This window comes from Streptomyces sp. ISL-100, from assembly GCF_018614615.1.
Classification (GTDB): domain Bacteria; phylum Actinomycetota; class Actinomycetes; order Streptomycetales; family Streptomycetaceae; genus Streptomyces.
Genome location: NZ_JAGGOK010000048.1, coordinates 14655 through 28946, shown reverse-complemented (window position 1 = coordinate 28946; position 14292 = coordinate 14655). Strand labels below are relative to the sequence as shown.

9 protein-coding genes and 2 pseudogenes are annotated in these 14292 nt (G+C 71.1%); 5 read left to right on the top strand and 6 right to left on the bottom strand.

Annotated features, from left to right (window positions below; all coding sequences use genetic code 11):
- Positions 1–143: 143 nt before the first annotated feature.
- Together J7E89_RS21270 and J7E89_RS21265 are read right to left on the bottom strand one after the other, a co-directional pair.
- Complete coding sequence (locus J7E89_RS21270) at positions 144–653, bottom strand: SUKH-3 domain-containing protein (RefSeq protein ID WP_214975862.1); 510 nt, start codon at positions 651–653, stop codon at positions 144–146.
- 10 nt (positions 654–663) lie between these two features.
- Positions 664–1272 carry a YwqJ-related putative deaminase gene (locus J7E89_RS21265; RefSeq protein ID WP_214975860.1) on the bottom strand — a complete coding sequence of 203 codons (609 nt, stop codon included), beginning with the start codon at positions 1270–1272 and terminating at the stop codon, positions 664–666.
- Between the two features lie 239 nt (positions 1273–1511).
- Between J7E89_RS21265 and J7E89_RS21260 the strand changes: the two genes are divergently transcribed.
- From J7E89_RS21260 to J7E89_RS21250, 3 genes are all read left to right on the top strand, one after another.
- The gene (locus J7E89_RS21260) at positions 1512–2489 is read left to right on the top strand and encodes an SMI1/KNR4 family protein (protein ID WP_214975858.1); all 978 of its coding nucleotides are present in this window, start codon (positions 1512–1514) and stop codon (positions 2487–2489) included.
- A gap of 7 nt (positions 2490–2496) precedes the next feature.
- Positions 2497–5376, top strand: coding sequence for an SUKH-4 family immunity protein (locus tag J7E89_RS21255; protein ID WP_214975856.1), 2880 nt, complete (start codon positions 2497–2499; stop codon positions 5374–5376).
- A gap of 309 nt (positions 5377–5685) precedes the next feature.
- Positions 5686–6507 (top strand): cellulose-binding protein, encoded by an 822-nt coding sequence (locus tag J7E89_RS21250; protein WP_308315552.1) that lies wholly within the window; start codon positions 5686–5688, stop codon positions 6505–6507.
- Between the two features lie 14 nt (positions 6508–6521).
- On the opposite strand, the gene J7E89_RS40990 is transcribed toward J7E89_RS21250, so the two are convergent.
- The 4 genes and pseudogenes from J7E89_RS40990 to J7E89_RS21235 form a co-directional block, all read right to left on the bottom strand.
- Positions 6522–6917 carry a thiol-disulfide oxidoreductase DCC family protein gene (locus tag J7E89_RS40990; RefSeq protein WP_251060872.1) on the bottom strand — a complete coding sequence of 132 codons (396 nt, stop codon included), beginning with the start codon at positions 6915–6917 and terminating at the stop codon, positions 6522–6524.
- A gap of 27 nt (positions 6918–6944) precedes the next feature.
- Positions 6945–8310: pseudogene (locus tag J7E89_RS21245) on the bottom strand (cation acetate symporter); the annotation flags it as partial.
- Positions 8307–8474, bottom strand: coding sequence for a DUF485 domain-containing protein (locus J7E89_RS42420; RefSeq protein WP_374196847.1), 168 nt, complete (start codon positions 8472–8474; stop codon positions 8307–8309). The gene J7E89_RS42420 and the pseudogene J7E89_RS21245, both read right to left, overlap by 4 nt.
- Before the next feature lie 466 nt (positions 8475–8940).
- A complete protein-coding gene (locus tag J7E89_RS21235; protein WP_251060871.1) occupies positions 8941–10416 on the bottom strand; it encodes an MFS transporter in 1476 nt (491 codons plus the stop codon).
- A 487-nt stretch (positions 10417–10903) separates the two neighbouring features.
- On the opposite strand from J7E89_RS21235, the gene J7E89_RS21230 reads away from it, so the two are divergent.
- Complete coding sequence (locus J7E89_RS21230; RefSeq protein ID WP_214975852.1) at positions 10904–11692, top strand: ABC transporter ATP-binding protein; 789 nt, start codon at positions 10904–10906, stop codon at positions 11690–11692.
- Positions 11689–14264 (top strand): annotated as a pseudogene (locus J7E89_RS21225) (ABC transporter permease). The gene J7E89_RS21230 and the pseudogene J7E89_RS21225 overlap by 4 nt, the downstream one beginning before the upstream one ends.
- Positions 14265–14292: the final 28 nt, after the last annotated feature.

Below are 14292 nucleotides of genomic sequence, written 5' to 3'. Positions count from 1 at the left end.
CGCTGCGCGGGGCCTTTCCCCTACCCGCCCCTTCCCGCACTGGGGCGCTGCCCCAAGACCCCGCTCCTCAAACGCCGGAGGGGCTGGAGGGGGCGGCCGAATCCAGCCCGTCCGGGGAAAAGGCTCGCGCAGCGGCCCGCCCCCTACGCCGGAGTCAGGCGGCTCGGCTGAGTGCCGGTGATCAGGGTGGACAGGGCCTGGTCGAGGTCCGCGCCCAGGAACCAGTCGCCCGTATGGTCCAGGCTGTAGACCCGGCCTTCCACATCGATCGCGAGCACCGCCTGGCCCGCGTCCCCCTCGCCGCCGAGTTCGGTGCCGAGCGGGCAGACCTCCGTGCCGAGGGCCCGGCCGAGGTCGGCGAGCGTGCGCGCATGGTGCAGTCCGCTGAGGGGATCGAAACGTACTGGTGTGGGGGCGATCTGCCGGCCCGGGCCCGGCGGCGAGATGTGCAGCCCGCCGAACTCGGCCCACGCCTCGACCGCCGCTGGAAAGACGCTGTGCCGGTGGCCGGCCGGTGAGGTGTGCGCGCGCAGCGTGTCGGCCCAGTGCTCCGCCTGCCGTATGTCCCAGCGCCCGGGCTGCCAGCCGGCCGCGCGCAGGGCGTCGTCCACGGCTACCGGGAAGCGGGTGGTGCTGGTGTTGGGGGCCGGCATTGGCTGCGGGTCAGCCCTTCTCGTTGGTGGTCGCGGTCGGGTCTACGGGACGTACGCCGAAATGGGCGAGCATCGGCGTACAGGATCGGCACGGCGGGGCGTAGCTGCCGTGCAGCGGATCGCCGTCCTCGCGGATGCGGCGTGCCGTGAGCTTGGAGTGCTTCAGGGAGCGGCGGGCCTCGCCCGTGGTGAGCGGTTTGCGGGAGGCGCGTTTGGAGCGTGAGCCTTCGGTGGCGGTGATGTGCCGGGAGAGGAGGATCGCTTCCGGGCAGCGGCCGGTGAAGCGTTCCCGTTGGCTGCTGGTGAGGGTGTCGAGGAAGTCCTGGACGAGCGGGTGCAGCGGTGGTGGCTGGTCGCCTCTGCCCGCGGTGCACATCAGTGTGTCGGCGCCGCGTACCGAGAGTGCGGCGGCGACTGTCGGCAGGATGCCGTCGCGGCGGTGGCTGAGCGCGGGCACGCGGGTGGGCTCGGTGCTGCTCCAGCTGAGGCGCGGGTCTCCGGCTTTGGCGGTGGCTGTGGCCGCCGCTGTGGCTGACGTCGGCGCCGTTGTCGTTGTCGCTGTCGTGGCCGTGGCGGTGCCCGTCGGTGTCGTCGTAGCGGCTGTCTGTGCCGTGTGCATGGTGGTGCTCCCCTCCCGTGCCCGCGACGGTAGCCGCTGGTGTGCACGCCCCCGCGTTGCTGGGACAGCCTGCCAAATGTGTCCACTGGTACGGAAGCTGGGTCGGTGAATCGTGTACGTGTGTCGCCAGGTGGTGACCCCCGTGTGACGGTTCGTTACGCAAGGCGAGGGGCGGGGCCGCCTGTTGCCCCACCGCATAGGCTGTCCGGATCAGCCAGACGCAGCAGGGGGCAACCGCCATGACGACAGGTCGGCTCGGGCAGCAAGCCGCGCCACCGAATGCGGCCTACGCCGGGCAGCTCGTGCACTTCCCGGACCCGGTCCGGGCCTCCCGCCACCCTCAGGGTGTGCGTGTTGACGACGCCGGCTTCCCGGTTTTCACGCCGTACGCGCGTGCCGCCGCGGAGATCGCCGAGCCCCCGGAGGGTTTCGGCGTCGACGAACTGCGGCTTACCGACTACGTGTCCGCCAATGCGGCACTGGCCGCCTCCGGGCACGACCTGTGGGACACGATCCCGGCGGTCGCCACCCCGCACGGCTGGACCTGGCACCACGTGGCGGGCACCCGGCGCATGGAACTCGTACCCGTTGAGGTGAAGGCGCTTTTGCGCCACCACGGTGGGCTGGCGACGGCTGCCGTCGACCAGGACAAGCGCGGTACGCGCCCGCTGCAGGAGACGCGGCCGGCCCATTTCGGGCTGCCGAAGGGTTCCGGATCGGTGAGTGAGCAGCAGATCCTGGGCGTGGAGGAAGATCTTGGCTACCGGCTTCCGGGCGCGTACCGGTCCTTCTTGAAGGCGGCGGGCGGTTGCGCGCCGGTGGGTGCGGCGCTGGACGCGGAGCTGGGGCTGCTGGTCGACCAGCCGTTCTTCACCGTGCGGGACGAGGCCGCGGTGAATGATCTGGTGTACGTCAACAAGTGCTTGCGCGATCACATGACCAAGGACTACTTGGGCGTCGCCTTCGTGCAGGGCGGTCTGCTGGCCGTGAAGGTCAGGGGCGAGGCGGTGGGGTCGGTGTGGTTCGTCGCGTACGACGACGCGCGGGACCGCGACGGCTGGACGGTGCACGAGCGCGTGGAGCGGCTGCTGCTGCCCTGCGGCGACGACTTCGACGCTTTTCTGCAGCGGCTGGCGGGCAATCCGCCGGAGCTGGAGACCGTGGCGAACCTGATGGTGGACGGCGGCTTCGCGCGCGCCGTCCCGGTGGAGGGGTGACGGTCCTATGGTGACCTTCGCACAGGCGCAGGAGCGCGCGGAAGAGTGGGTCAACGGGGATGTGCCCGTGCCGTCGCACCGGGAGGTGCGGGTGCGCGAGTTCGAACTCGGTTTCGTGGTGTGGGCGGAGGACCGTGCGAACGGTCCGGCGTCGGACGGCGGGCGCCAGCGCCTCGTCATCGCCCGGGACAGTGGCGAGGCCACGCTGTGGCCCGGGCTGCCGGTGGGCGAGGTGATCCGCCGGTACGAGGAGGAGTACGGGACGCCGGACGTGTCACCGGTGGCGGATGCCGGGCCGGCTCCGGCGCAGCGGGTTGACCTGGAACAGACGTCGTTCCTGTTGACGCCACCGGAGTGGCTCCAGGACGCGGCGGACAAGATCGGCATTCCGGATCGCCGTGCGGCGGGTTCGGCTTCTGGGCCGTCTTCGGGGCAGTCTTCGGATGAGCCTTCGGACTCGCCTGTTGGTGCGTCTGCTGGTGTGCCTTCGGATTCGGCTGCCGGTTCACCCTCGGCGGGCGGCGACTGGCCTCTCGCCGGTGCCAATGGGCCGCAGGCGGGGGCGGGTTCGTCCTCTGCGGGCGGCGGTTGGGCCGACGCGGTGAGCGCGGGGGCGGCTTCGCCTTCGGCGGGCGGTGCCGGTGGCGCGCTCGGTGCCAATGCGCCTCAGCCGGGGGTGGGCTCGCCCTCCGGTGCTGGGGGCAGTGGCCCGCAGGGTGACGCCAGTTCAGCGACCGGGGGCGGGAGTTGGGGCGGAACCGGGAGTGAGAACGCTTCGCAGGCCGAACGCGGGTCCGGGGGGACTTCCTGGCCCACTGCGGGCCAGGTCGACTACGAGCCCACCGCTTCCGACGGCGTGCCCGCGGCGCCCGCCGGGGCGACCCCCTGGGCCGGGACCGACACCAACTCGGCCACCGGCTCGGACGACGCGTCCGTTCCGCTGCCCGCGACGGTTTTCGCGCCGCCGCTCTCCGGGTCCGACGAGGACGACGCCCCGCCGCCCGGTGTGCCGCCGGAGGCCAAGACGGCGCTTATGTCGGGCGGCAGCCACTTGCCCTCGACCACGGTGGCCCCCGCGGTCCCCGGTGAGGCTCCGCAGCCGCCGGTTGGGCCCGTACGGCCCGGCGGGCCCCGGTCCGATGCGGGGGACATCGCCGACGCCGCGACCAGCAAGGCTTCCGTGCCGCGCGGTGCGCGGGGGAGCGGTTCGATGCCACCGCCGCCGCCCGGCGTTCCCGGTGCGCCGGGTGCGCGGCCCGGGGCGGTTCCGCCGCCCTCGGGGCCGGGTGCGCACGGTGCTCCGGCGGGTGGGTACGTACCGACTCAGCTCGTTTCGGCGCTGGGGCCCGGCGGGCCGCAGCCGCCCGGTCCGCCGGGTCCGCCGAGTCCTCCTGGCGCTCCTGGCGCTCCTGGTTCGCCGACGCCGCCTCCTGGTGGCGGTGTTCACCATGCGGCGACGATGTTCGCCGACCCGAGTCAGGGTGGCGGTATGCCGGGGGCTCCGCAGCCGCCCGGTCCTCCCGGTCCGCCCGGAGCTCCTGGTTCGCCGCCTCAGCCGCCCGGTGGGGGCGTACATCATGCGGCGACGATGCTGGCAGACCCGAGTCAGGGCGGCGGCATGTCCGGCGCTCCGCAGCCCCCCGGCCCGCCCGGAGCTCCGCAGCCGCCTGGTCCGCCCGGCGGCGGTGTGCATCATGCGGCGACCATGCTGGCCGGTCCCGGCCAGGTCGGTCCGCCGCCCGGTGTCCCGCAGCCGCCCGGTCCGCCCGGCCCGCCGGGAATGCCGCCCGGTGTTGCGCCGATGCCGCAGCCGATGCAGCAGCCCATGCCCATGCCGCAGCCCCCGCAGCCGCAGGGCCAGGGGCAGGCGTACGGCTATCCGCAGCCCCAGCCGACCGGCCTGCCGACCGTCGGCCCCGGCTACCAGGCCGTCCTGCGCTACCGCGCTCAGGACGGCAGTGAGCAGCAGCTCATCCGCCGCTCCGCGCCCGGCACGCCGCACCCGGAGTGGCAGATCCTGCATGAGTTGCGCGCGATGAATGTGCCGCCGCAACAGGTGCTGGAGCTGCACACGGAGCTGGAGTCGTGCGAACTGCCGGGTGGTTACTGCGCCCGTATGATCCGCGAGACGTGGCCGCAGGTGCGGATCACGAGCGTGGCGCCGTACGGCAAGGATCACGCCAGCCGCCAGCAGGGCATGCAGCATCTCCTGACCCACCAGGGCGAGTTGCACCAGGTCGCGGACGGCCCGGCGCGCCCGGCGCCGGTGCGGGTGCCGTTGCCGCCGCCGGGCCAGCTGATGCAGGCGCCGCCGATCCCGCCGGAGGGCATCGCACACGAGCTGATGGGGGCCTTCGGGCCGCAGGGCATCTTCCGTTTCGACCAGGCGGCGGTGTCGCGTCAGGGCGTACCGGAGATCGTGGCGCGCACGCTGGTGTGGGCGGGACTGCCCGTCGATTTCGGGCCGTTCTTCTGGGCGCAGGCGGTGCCGGGCCAGCCGGTGCCGACGCTCGCGGAGCTCGCCGGGCAGCGTGGGGTGCAGCCTGCCGCGGACGCGGGCTCGTATCTCGTCATGGGCAGCGACTTCGGCCGGGCGGTCTGTGTGCAGTACGGCACGGCCAACATTGTGGCCGTGCCGGTGGAGGCGGGCCCCGGTGGCCAGCCGGTGCCGCCGCAGTTCGTGAACACCGGGCTGCCGGAGTTCACGCGCTCGCTGGCGCTCCTCGGCCACATGTGGCGGCTGCGTTTCGGCCTCACGCCCGAGCAGGCCGGCCGCTGGACGGTCGACTTCCAGGCGCAGCTCGCCGCGCTGGACCCGGCGGCGCTGGCGTCGCCGGAGAGCTGGTGGTCGGTGCTGCTGGAGCAGATGTGGGACGGCCTGCTCTGACCGTCTGAGGAGTACGTTCGGGCGCTCGACCTGCGGTACGGGTCGGGCGCCCGCCCCAGTTGTCGGCCGAAAAACTCTTCGGCGCGCTGTGTGACAGCACCTCGATTCCGACTTCTGACAGCAATTGACGCATCCTTGGCCGGGTGCGATCGGGCGGAGTGTCGGGTTTTGAGCACTTGAGCCTCATCCGTCAAGATTGCGACGGATTGTGTTGTGCGTCGGAGAGAGGCTTCAAGGATGAGTGCATCGGTTTCACCGTCACCTCACGGCTTCACCGTCGGGCGGGGCCGCGGTTACCGTCCTGACCAGGTGGAGAGGTACGCCGCCGGGCTCTCCCAGGACCGCGACGCCGCGTGGGAGCGCGCCGCGCGCCTCACCGTCCTGATGAAGGAGATGGAGGCCGAGGCGGCGCGGATGCGCGAACAGGCGGACGGGCTCGCTCCCCAGACGTACGAGACCCTCGGCAAGCGCGCCCAGCACCTCCTCGCGGTGGTCGAGGAGGAGGCCGCGGAAGTGGTGGCCTCGGCCCGCGATGAGGCCCAGGCGCTGCGCGACGCCGCCGATGCGGCGGCCACCGCCACCCGCGACGCTGCCCGTGAGCACGCCCAGACGGTACTGGCCGAGGCCGATGCCCGTGCCCAGCAGATCCTCCTCGGCGCCCAGCGCACCGCCGACGAGACCAGGGCCGGCGCACGGCGGGACGTGAAGGCGCGACGGGGCGAGGCGATCGCGGCGCTGAAGGAAATGCGGCAGCGTGCGGCGGAGTTGCTCGCCGGCCAGGAGAAGGAGCACGCGGAGCGCTGGGAGAGTGCCGAGCGCGAACTCGCCGGACAGGAGGCCGAGCTGACCGCTCGTCATACGGAGCGCGTGGCCTGCGCCGAGGGCGGCCTCGCGGACGCGCAGCGAGCCCTGGCCGCCGCGGAGGAGGCGGCCCGTCACGGTCAGGAGAAAGCGGAGGCGCGCGCCGCCGCCCTGCTTGCGGAGGCGCGGGTGCGTGAGGAGCGCGTCGTACGCGAGACGGAGCGCCTCCTGCGCGAGCACGACGACGCGCGCGAGGAGATTCAGGCGCACATGACGCATGTCCGCACCAGCCTGGCCACCCTGACCGGCCGCGCCCCGGCAGAAGGCTGACGGGCAGCGCCGGTTCAGGTGGGCGGGCGGTGGTGGTGCGGGAGGGCGCAGGCCGGGGTGGCGCCCGGCATGCGGGTGCGGTTGTTCGCGATCAGGCGGTACGCCCCGTGGGCGAGCCACCGCAAGGGCGGCAGCGTGAGCAGCGCCCCCGGCACCGCCCACCCCCGGCCCGCGCTCAGCAGCAGCTTCGCGACGGCCTGCGCCCCACCGTGCACCGCTCCGGTGGGGGTGACCCACAGCGCTTCGTGCTCGGCCCGCCGCTGCGTGACACCGAGGGCGTCCAGGTCGGTGAACTGCCACGGGGTGATCGCGCAGCGGGGGCGCAGCCGCCGCTCGGCGAGGTTCACCGAGGCGGTGCAGAAGCCGCGGTCTCCGTCGTACACGAGCACGAGCACGGGTTCGGTCCGCATGGTCCGCATGACTCCATGGTGCCGCGCTGTCAGCGTGCCGCCGATGAGGGTGCACATCAGGCCCGTACGTGTGAAGCGGCGCCAGAAGAGGCTGAAGACCAGCGCCGGGGCCAGGGCGGATGCGCCGATGCAGAACGACAGGGTGACCAGCGGCTGTACGTTCCAGTGGCGGGCCAGCACCGCGAGGACGATCGCGGGAATGCCGACGCCGATCGCCGCCGCTCTCGCCAGCGCCATCTCCGTCGCGTCGTCGCCGGTCGGGGACTTGCGGACGCCGTGGGCGAAGAGGTCGTGGGCGAGGGAGTTCGCGCACGCCAGGATCATCCCGGCCACCGATGCGAGGAGGGTGAGGAAGATCGCTGTCGTGACGGACGTGAAGACGAGGGTTTCGAGGGCGGACGCGTCGCCGCCCAGCAGCGCCTGGCTGACCAGCAGGATCGACGTATCGCCCTGCGGGTCGGACGCGGTGATCGTCCGGTGGCCGACGAGCGCCGCCGCGCCGAAGCCGATCACCGCGATGAGCAGGCAGAAGACGACTACGGCCGAGACCGCCCAGGACATGGAGCGCCGCACGGCGAGCGCGCTGCGTGAGCTGTACATGCGCATCGTGATGTGGGGCAGACACGCGGCGCCGAGGACGACCGTCAACTCGGAGCTGATCATGTCGAGTTGGCTGCCGCCGAACTGGAGCCCCGACTGGAGGAAGGCGTCGCCCGCGCCGCTGCCGGCCTTCGCCGCGCCGAGGAGTCGCGCCGTACTCCGGTCGAAGCGGCCCAGGATCAGTACGGCGAGAATCACGCCCGTTCCTAGCAGGAACACGGTCTTGATGATCTGGATGAGGGCGGTGCCCTTCATGCCCCCGATGGCGGCGTAACTGATCATCAGTACGCCGAGGACGATGATGCAGCCCGTCCTGAAGCCCGAGCTCCCGAAGCCCAGGATGAAGGAGAGCAGATGGGCCCGCCAGCTGTACGACCATCATCGGCAGGAGCGCGGCGAGTGTGACGGCGCTCGCGGTGATGCGTACGGCGCGGCTCGGCGCCCGGCGGGCGAAGGCGTCGCCCATGGTGAACCGGCCCGCGTTGCGCAGGGGTTCGGCGAGCAGGAACATCAGCAGGACGAGAGAGAGGGCCGTGCTCAGGGCCAGTACGACGCCGTCGTAGCCGGTGAGGGAGATGACGCCGATGGTGCCGAGGACGGTGGCGGCGGAGATGTAGTCGCCGGCGATGGCGAGGCCGTTGCGCATCGGGGACAGGGAGCGGTAGCCGGTGTAGAACTCGTCGAGGTCGTCGCGGTCGGGGCCGGTCATGACGCACAGCAGCAGGGTGATGGTGGCCACCGCGATGAAGGCGACCAGGGACATCTCCTGTGCGGAGTCGCTGAATCCGGTCACTGGGCCCGCCCCGTGCGGGCCTGCCCGCGCAGGTGCTCGGCGAGCGGGTCGACGCGGTGGCGGGCGGACTGTTCGTACACGGCGATGGCCACGAAGGTCACGGGGAGCTGGCCCAGGCCGAGCAGGAGACCGGTGTTGAGGCCGCCGGGCAGTTCGGTGCTCATCAGGTCGGGGGCGAAGCCGGAGAGGATGAGGAAGAGCGTGAAGTAGCCGAGGGCGGTGAGGTGGCCACGCGGCGCAGGCGGCGGTACGCCGAGCGGAGTCTGCGCAGGTCGCCGTGGTGGCCTGGGGCGTTCTGGTGGGCGGGGGCGGCGGCGGGCTGTGGGGGCAGCGGCGGGGCGGGCCGGGAACTCTGCCAGGGGTACAGGTATTGCGGGTAGTGCGACATGTGCGGGCTGCTCCTTGCGCGGCTGGGTCCCGGGCGGACTGCAGGGAGGAGCGCGACCGGGGCCGGGGGAGCGGCGGCGGGGCGCTGGTCGGGTCGCGTACGTTACCCAGCGGTATCGGCGCCGGGGAGTCCTTCGTACGAAGTCGCGCAAAGGATTCGCCAGTTACCGCAGGTAATGAAGCACTGATGGAACGTTACTTCAGGTAACCGCGGCGAGGGTGGTGGAAGAAGAGGAAGCGGAGTCAGTCGGCTGATTTTTCCTCGGTGATGACGGGGAAACGGCGCGGTGCCACGAAGACGAGTACGAGGAGGGCGGCGGTCGCCGCGATCGCCGCTCCCACGTAGACGTGGTCGACGGCCGTGTCCACCGCTCGGCGCAGGTAGTCGGCCGCCTCCGCTGTGAGCGAGCCCGGGTCGGCCAGGGCGTGGGATACGGAGTCGAGGTCGTCGGGGAGGCCGGAGCGTATGCCGTCCGGGGCGGCCGAGAGCCTCGACGCGAGCGTGGCGTTGGCTATCGCGCCGAACAACGCCGCGCCGACGGACTGGCCGACCTGGCGGCAGAAGAGTACGGACGCGGTTGTCGTACCCCGCTCCGCGTAGCCGACGGTCGACTGGACGCCGACGATCAGGGGGAGTTGGAAGAGGCCGAGCGCCGCGCCGAGCAGCAGCATGATCAGGGCGGGCTGCCAGGCCGCGCCGGGGAAGGGGAGGAAAGGGAAGGCGAGCAGGATCAGTGCCGAGCAGCTGATGCCGATGATCGCGGTGAGGCGGAAGCCGATGCGGTTGTACGCGTGCTGGCTGAGCGCCGCGGAGAGCGGCCAGCTCAGGGTCATGACGGAGAGGACGAAGCCGGCGGCGATCGGGCCGAGTCCGAGGACCGCCTGGGCGTAGGTGGGCAGGAAGACCGTCGGCGCGACCATGAGGAGGCCGAGCGCGCCGAGGGCGAGGTTGACGGCGGCGATGGTGCGCCTGCGCCACACCCAGCCGGGGATGATCGGCTCGGCGGCGCGCCGTTCGATGACGACGGTGGCGGCGGCGAGGAGCGCGCTCGCGCCGAAGAGGGCGAGCGAGGGGGCGGAGAGCCAGGGCCAGGCGACGCCGCCCTGGACGAGCGCGAAGAGCAACAGGCCGCCGCAGGCGAATACGGCCACGGCGCCGGCCCAGTCGATACGGGGGCGGGCGCGCGTCGTCTGCGTACGGGACGGTTCGTGCAGGTGGCGGGCTATGAGCCAGAGGGCGATCGCGCCTACCGGCAGGTTGATGAGGAAAATCCAGCGCCAGTCGGCGTACGCGGCGAGCAGCCCGCCGAGCCCGGGGCCCGCGACGGCCGACACCGCCCACACGGTCGACAGTTTGGCTTGGATCTTCGGGCGTTGCTTCAGGGGGTAGAGGTCGGCGGCGATCGTCTGGACCGTGCCCTGGATGGCTCCGCCGCCGAGGCCCTGGACGATGCGGAAGGCGATCAGGCTGCCCATGTTCCAGGCGGCGGCGCAGAGCAGTGAGCCGATGAGGAAGAGGACTATGCCCGCGATGAGGACCGGCTTGCGGCCGAAGGTGTCGGACAGCTTTCCGTACACGGGGAGGGTGACGGTGACGGCGAGGAGGTAGCCGGAGAAGAGCCAGGAGAAGACGGCGAAGCCGCCGAGGTCACCGACGATCTGGGGAACGGCGGTGGAGACGATCGTGCCGTCGAGCGCGGCGAGGGCCATGCCGAGCATGAGCGCGGCGACGACGGGGCCGCGGCGGGCGTTCGGGCCGCCGGCAGCTCCCGCGGCTGCCTTCTCCGGCCGGCCGGCGGAGTTCCCGCCTCCGGACATCGCGCTGGTGCTGTCCGTGTTTCCGGCGGGTCCGGTACTGCCCGCACTGCTTCCGGCGCCGCTCACCAAGATCCCTTCACCGTGCACGTATCTGGTCCTCGACACCTTCTCACTTGCAGGTCACGCAGGGGGAGGGTGCAGGCTGCCCCGAGTCGGGGTCCACCTGCGGGTGGAGAGCCCCTAGGGGCTTCTCCTTATTTCTGGCCAGGGGGTGTTCGTCCCGCTGGAGGACGAGGAGAACGCGCCCGTTCTTTAGCTTGTTCTTACGGGCCACCGCACGTCGGTGGTGGGGGTAACCCCAGGGCGAATACGGAGATGCGCACCAGTGTGCGGGGGGTTTCCGGCCGCCAGACTCGACGTACTTGATCACACACTTAGGAGACTCACCGTGACAACGGCTATGACCATTCCCAGGCACGGGGGCACTGGAGGGCGTACGGCCGTTGCCTCGAGGGCGCGGCAGGTCGTCAAGGCGTACGGGGCGGGGGAGACCAGGGTCGTCGCGCTCGACCACGTCGACGTGGACATCAACCGGGGGCAGTTCACCGCCATCATGGGGCCGTCCGGCTCCGGCAAGTCCACGCTGATGCACTGCCTCGCCGGCCTGGACACCGTGACCTCGGGCGAGATCCACCTCGACGAAACCGAGATCACCAAGCTCAAGGACAAGAAGCTCACGCAGCTGCGCAGGGACCGGATCGGCTTCATCTTCCAGGCCTTCAACCTGCTGCCGACGCTGAACGCCCTGGAGAACATCACGCTGCCGATGGACATAGCGGGCCGCAAGCCGGACGCGCCGTGGCTGAACCAGGTGGTGGAGACGGTCGGCCTCGCGGACCGGCTCAAGCACCGGCCCACCCAGCTGTCCGGCGGCCAGCAGCAGCGCGTCGCCGTGGCGCGGGCCCTCGCCGCCCGCCCCGAGATCATCTTTGGTGACGAGCCGACCGGAAACCTCGATTCGCGGGCCGGGGCCGAGGTGTTGAGCTTCCTTCGCAAGTCCGTCGACGAGCTGGGCCAGACCATCGTGATGGTCACCCACGATCCGGTCGCCGCCTCTTACGCGGACCGGGTGCTGTATCTCGCGGACGGCCGGATCGTCGACGAGATGTTCTCGCCGACCGCCGACCAGGTCCTCGACCGTATGAAGGACTTTGACGCGCGCGGGCGGACCTCATGACCGTCGTCAAGACCTCCATGCGCAACTTCCTCGCTCACAGGGGACGGATGGCGCTCTCCGCCGTCGCGGTCCTGCTCTCGGTGGCGTTCGTGTGCGGCACGCTCGTCTTCACCGACACCATGAACACGACCTTCGACAAGCTCTTCGCCGCGACCTCGGCCGACGTCACCGTCAGCCCCAAGGCGGCCGAAGAGGAAGACAACGGGCCGCGGACCGGCAGGCCCGAGGCGCTCCCGGCGTCCCTCGTTCAGCAAGTGACGAAGGCGGACGGCGTGAAGTCCGCCGAAGGCGCCGTCGTCAGCATGTCCGTGACCGTCGTCAACAGCGCCAACAAGAACATGGGCTCGGACAGCGGCGCCCCGACGATCGCCCGCAACTGGACGCGCAACGACCTCAAGTCGATGGACATCACCTCCGGACACGCCCCGCGCGGGCCCACCGAGGTGATGGTCGACGCCGACACCGCAGACAAGCACGGCCTGAAGCTGGGTGACGAGCTGCGCACGATCGCCGTCACCGGCGACATCAAGGCGAAAATCTCCGGCATCGCCGCCTTCAAGATGACCAACCCGGGCGCGACCGTCGTCTTCTTCGACACCGCGACCTCGCAGCAGAAGCTGCTGGGCAAGCCGGACCTCTTCACGCACGTCTCAGTGACCGCCGAAGAGGGCGTCAGCGACGCGCAGTTGAAGCAGCAGCTCGCCGGCGCGCTCGACGGACCGTACAAGTTCCAGACGGCGAAGGAAGCCGCGGACTCGGGCCGCGAGGAAGTCGGCTCCTTCCTCGACGTGATGAAGTACGCGATGCTCGGCTTCGCCGGAATCGCCTTCCTCGTCGGCATCTTCCTCATCGTCAACACCTTCTCGATGCTGGTCACCCAGCGCACCCGCGAGATCGGCCTGATGCGGGCCATCGGCTCCAGCCGCAAGCAGGTCAACAGGGGCGTGCTGGTGGAGGCGCTGCTGCTCGGCGTCGTCGGCTCGATCCTCGGCGTGGGCGCCGGTGTCGGCCTCGCCGTCGGCCTGATGAAGCTCATGGGCTCGATGGGCATGGAGCTGTCCACCAAGGACCTGACCGTGGCCTGGACGACCCCGGTCGTCGGGCTCGCGCTCGGCATCATCGTCACCGTCGTCGCCGCCTACATCCCGGCCCGCCGGGCCGGCAAGGTCTCCCCGATGGCCGCGCTGCGCGACGCCGGGACACCGGCGGACGGCAAGGCCGGCTGGATACGGGCCGGGATCGGCCTGGTGCTGACAGGTTCGGGCGGCGCGCTGCTCTTCCTGACGACACAGGCGGAGAAGGCGAGCGAAGGCTCGCTGTTCCTCGGCGGCGGTGTCGTCCTGACCCTGATCGGCTTCATAGTCATCGGCCCGCTCCTCGCGGGAGTCGTGGTCAAGGCGATCAGCGCCGTCGTGCTGCGTATGTTCGGCCCGGTCGGCCGGATGGCCGAGCGCAACGCGCTGCGCAACCCTCGGCGTACGGGAGCTACGGGCGCCGCACTGATGATCGGCCTGGCCCTGGTCGCCTGCCTGTCGGTTGTCGGGTCCTCGATGGTCGCCTCGGCCACGGAGGAGCTCGACAAGTCGGTCGGCGCGGACTTCATCATCCAGAGCGGTCCCAGCGGGCCGATCGTGCCCGAGGCCGAGAAGGCGCTGCGCGCGGCTCCTGACATCGAGCACGTCACCAGCTACAAGATGATCAAGGCCGAGCTGACCTCTCCCGACGGGAAGAAGGAGACCGAGGAGCTGGCCGCCGCCGATCCGACGTACGCCGAGGACCTGCGGCGCGAGACCGTCGCCGGTGAGCTGAGCGCGGCGTACGGCAAGAACGCGATGTCGGTCGGCAGCGATTACGCAGGGCGGCACGGCATCAAGGTCGGCGACACGATGACCGTCGCGTTCAACGGCGGCGAGACGGCGAAGCTGAAGATCGCGGCGATCACCTCGGACGAGTCGAACGTCGACAAGGGCGCGATGTACATCAACGTCACGACCGCCACGAAGTACCTGCCGGCCGACCGGGTGCCGCCGAACATGATCATGTTCGCGAAGGCGGTGGAGGGGAAGGAAGACGCGGCGTACGCCGGGCTCAAGAAGGCGCTGGCCGCGTACCCGCAGTTCACGGTGCAGGACCAGACCGACTTCAAGCAGGGCCTCAAGGACGAGATCGGGCAGCTGCTCAACATCGTCTACGGCCTGCTGGCCCTCGCGATCATCGTCGCGGTGCTGGGTGTGGTGAACACGCGCTCGCCCTGTCGGTCGTCGAGCGGACCAGGGAGATCGGCCTGATGCGGGCCATCGGCCTCTCCCGCCGCCAGCTGCGCCGCATGATCCGCCTGGAGTCGGTGGTGATCGCCCTCTTCGGCGCGCTGCTGGGCCTCGGCCTGGGCATGGGCTGGGGAACGACGGCGCAGAAGCTGCTGGCGCTGGAGGGGCTGGGCGTACTGGAGATCCCGTGGGCCACGATCCTCACGGTCTTCGTGGGGTCGGCGTTCGTGGGCCTGTTCGCGGCGCTGGTGCCGGCGTTCCGTGCGGGGCGGATGAACGTACTGAACGCGATCGCCACGGAGTAGTGGCGGTGGGGGTGGTGCGGTGACAAGC

Excerpts from the sequence above, each read along its gene's own strand:
- J7E89_RS21270 (WP_214975862.1), bottom strand. The coding sequence starts at position 653 with ATGCCGGCCCCCAACACCAGCACCACCCGCTTCCCGGTAGCCGTGGAC.
- J7E89_RS21265 (WP_214975860.1), bottom strand. The coding sequence starts at position 1,272 with ATGCACACGGCACAGACAGCCGCTACGACGACACCGACGGGCACCGCC.
- J7E89_RS21260 (WP_214975858.1), top strand. The coding sequence starts at position 1,512 with ATGACGACAGGTCGGCTCGGGCAGCAAGCCGCGCCACCGAATGCGGCC.
- J7E89_RS21255 (WP_214975856.1), top strand. The coding sequence starts at position 2,497 with ATGGTGACCTTCGCACAGGCGCAGGAGCGCGCGGAAGAGTGGGTCAAC.
- J7E89_RS40990 (WP_251060872.1), bottom strand. The coding sequence starts at position 6,917 with ATGCGGACCGAACCCGTGCTCGTGCTCGTGTACGACGGAGACCGCGGC.
- J7E89_RS42420 (WP_374196847.1), bottom strand. The coding sequence starts at position 8,474 with ATGAGCACCGAACTGCCCGGCGGCCTCAACACCGGTCTCCTGCTCGGC.
- J7E89_RS21235 (WP_251060871.1), bottom strand. The coding sequence starts at position 10,416 with ATGCTCGGCATGGCCCTCGCCGCGCTCGACGGCACGATCGTCTCCACC.